At 58.2% G+C, this 2,831-nt stretch carries 1 protein-coding gene and 3 pseudogenes; 1 reads left to right on the plus strand and 3 read right to left on the minus strand.

Going from position 1 to position 2,831, the window contains the following annotated elements:
* Positions 1 to 87 precede the first annotated feature (87 nt).
* Together CVS27_RS20200 and CVS27_RS20205 are read right to left on the minus strand one after the other, a co-directional pair.
* A complete protein-coding gene (locus CVS27_RS20200; RefSeq protein ID WP_103467640.1) occupies positions 88 to 486 on the minus strand; it encodes a hypothetical protein in 399 nt (132 codons plus the stop codon).
* A gap of 298 nt (positions 487 to 784) precedes the next feature.
* Positions 785 to 1,215 (minus strand): annotated as a pseudogene (locus CVS27_RS20205) (IS110 family transposase); the annotation flags it as partial.
* Between the two features lie 536 nt (positions 1,216 to 1,751).
* Here CVS27_RS20205 and CVS27_RS20210 point away from each other — a divergent pair.
* Positions 1,752 to 1,961: pseudogene (locus CVS27_RS20210) on the plus strand (recombinase family protein); the annotation flags it as partial.
* 406 nt (positions 1,962 to 2,367) lie between these two features.
* Here CVS27_RS20210 and CVS27_RS20220 read toward each other — a convergent pair.
* Positions 2,368 to 2,571, minus strand: a pseudogene (locus tag CVS27_RS20220) (helix-turn-helix domain-containing protein); the annotation flags it as partial.
* Positions 2,572 to 2,831 lie beyond the last annotated feature (260 nt).

A 2,831-nucleotide genomic window follows, 5' to 3' on the forward strand; every position in this document is an offset into this window, starting at 1 on the left:
GCGCACCATGTATATATAAGGACACGTTCGACGCCGTTCAGCCAACCTTCGCTTGTCGCGGTGGGTTGGGTGCCGGCGCACCATGGTCTACGTCCTTACGATCCCAAGATCCAGATGCGTCAGTGATGCCGGCATTCGGCCCAACAACGCAACCGCGCCTGAGTTTTCCCATGCCCGCCCGGAAAGCCCGGCATCGGCGTCGTTCTGCTTCGGCTGTAGCTGGGCGGGAGATGGGGGAAGCGTATCGCGCTCCAGCCTGACCTTGTCCCGGCCAGGAATGCACGCCGTGGATACCGGGGCGATGCGGGCTTCAACCGAAGTCTCTGTGGCAGGGGAAAACTGGGCCGCGGAAACAGAAGCTGTGGCCACTTGCATGCCGGCCGAGGCCTGTGCGCCGCTGCAGCCAAAGGCCACAAGCAGCATTCCAGCGAACGCCAGCAGGACAGCATGGGCGGCAAGACGGACAGTGAAGGAATTGCTTCGCATCCGCTGTCCTTTCAGTCCCAGTACCGTCAGGGCTGATTCCCCGCACATTCGCACCATTATATGTGAGTTACTTGGGGAGAAGCTGAGAATGCTGGGGGTGCCCCTGACTTGTTTGAATGATAGTTGCCGATGCTATGTTGACCTACAGTCTCGTAGCATTGATGGTGACGACCAGCGATGGCCCGGGTGTCCCTTGCCGCTCTTAGAGTTGGCTCAAACGTAGTGTGCCGTGTCGGCCGCCACCAGCCCTGGGTGTGGTTCGACAGGGGCGTGTTTTCACTTGAAGTCAGGATACCCGCCACGGGCCAAGGATTCGTTCCAGGGGCGGGTGGACCTGAGTGAACAGGCCTCGGATCCGGTTGCTGGTCTGGGTGATCTGGCTGGCAGATCCAGGTCAAACCCGGTGAGTATCCCTAGCGTGGCTTCGTCCTCGTCAGAGACTTGCAAGCCACTGAGGATGCGGGGTAAGCTTCGGGCCGCATCGGCGATGATGAAGGCATCCGTCTTGTCAGTTTTCGCAGTGCCCGGGTACATGTCAGCGATCCGTCGCATCGATATCTCTGGCAGGTAGGCCACCGGGACGCCCAGGTGCTGAGCGACAGCCAATGCGCCGATGGTCGCGGGCTGATCCACGACGACAAGGACAGTTCCTTTGGTATACAGGTCCTTGTAAACCTCGATGATCTTAGATTCGTCATTGGGTAGGGCTTTGTTCCAGATTTCGTCCCCGGCATTGGGACTGGTAAAGACCTTTGATTATGTAGTCTGTATTCCTCGGATTTGGTCTCCATTCTGTCTGGGAGCATCTCGGTCGAGAATGGTTCGGTGCCTCGGGATCTGTTATCAGCTGTGGTTGCCGGGTGCGTATCCGCTCCAGGGGATTCCGGCTTCTGCTGCGATTCTGGCGGTGCTTTTGTGGTGGTAGCCGAGGGCCTGGGCGACCACCGGTGGCGGCATCTGTAGGACGAGTTGTCGGATCACGGAGGTTCTGCCTGACTGGGCTGGGACTCCGATTTCCTGCAGCAGATTCCTGATGCTTCCTGGGTGCATGGCTTGCCCGGCCCGGAGGCCGGGTTGGCGGTCATTGTCATGCTGTCTCCATCGGCGAGGCACGCCCGCAGTAGCCCGGCCACAGGTTCTGGGACCGGAGTCGGTGGTTCACCTAGGCGTAGCAGGGTGTGATCCCCGTCGTGGAGGATGTCGTCAATGGTGAGCTTGACGATCCGGCTTACCGGTGGGGCGTAGAGCAGAATCAACGAGCCAGCGATCCGGCAACGTCTACCGGGCGGATGATGCTGAACGTGTTGGCCATCTTGGCCGAGTACGAGCGTGAGCTGATCGTGGAACGCGTCAACGCCGGTATCGCCGCAGCCCGGCAGAGCGGCACCCGATTCGGCCGCCCGCTCTCCGATCCATCGGTGATCTCAGAAAAGCTCGCGATCGCGCAGGACCCGCGTCTTCAAGATCAACCAGCTTGAAACCATCACCGACGACGTCATCGAAGCCGCCGCGAGCATCCTCATCATCGGCAATTAACGACAGAAAGCGGCCACAGAACACCGCCATTTAGCGTCGAACTCCACACACCTGATCCTTGCGATTTCCTGCCGGTCTACTGCCAACGATTGCTGTAAGCATGTGACCATCGGTCATCAACGACCGTTTTTGACAGGCCGGTCCGTCCTCACTGGTGGCCTTTTCAGAACTCGTCTGCACACGCTCCCAGGGAATTCCGGAGGTTGCGCAGACGACTCTTGACATTAAAATTTCAGAAGCGCCCTGCACGGAATGGTGTTTTGCTCAATAGTCCTCCGCACGAAACGTGTCTTTTCAGAATTTGGGGCCTAGTGGAGGATCGGCACGAAAGTTTGCGCTCAGAAATTATGAGGAGTCGCCTGCTCGTTTGTTGGCGCGGTAGACGGTGGAACGGGCTACACCGAAAAGTTCAGCAATCTCAACGGTGGTGTGTGTCCCTGCCCTGTAAACAGAGACCAGGTGTGTTTCCTGTGCTTTGGAGAGCTTGGGCTGTTTTCCGCGCAGCTTGCCCTTTGCCTTGGCGACGGCCATGCCCTCACGGGTTCCCGCTACGGACATAACCAGGCCGTGCAGACGAGTACTGAAAGGACATCGTTGCTGGTTTCGGGGCCTTGGCATGTGTCACAACGTGACTGCGAAAATCAAGGTGTTTGAATGGTACGAACGATCAGAGGCTGTTGCAGCAGATGCCATCGTCAACTAAAGTTGACATAATCGCAATTATCGGTGCTTAACCAACGGGAGTTGCAGTGGATGCGAGAACTCCCTCCTTTGGCCGAATTGACTGTTTGTGCAGGTCAGCGTGGCAT

The sequence above is a fragment of the Arthrobacter glacialis genome (genome assembly GCF_002909445.1).
Classification (GTDB): Bacteria; Actinomycetota; Actinomycetes; order Actinomycetales; family Micrococcaceae; genus Specibacter; species Specibacter glacialis.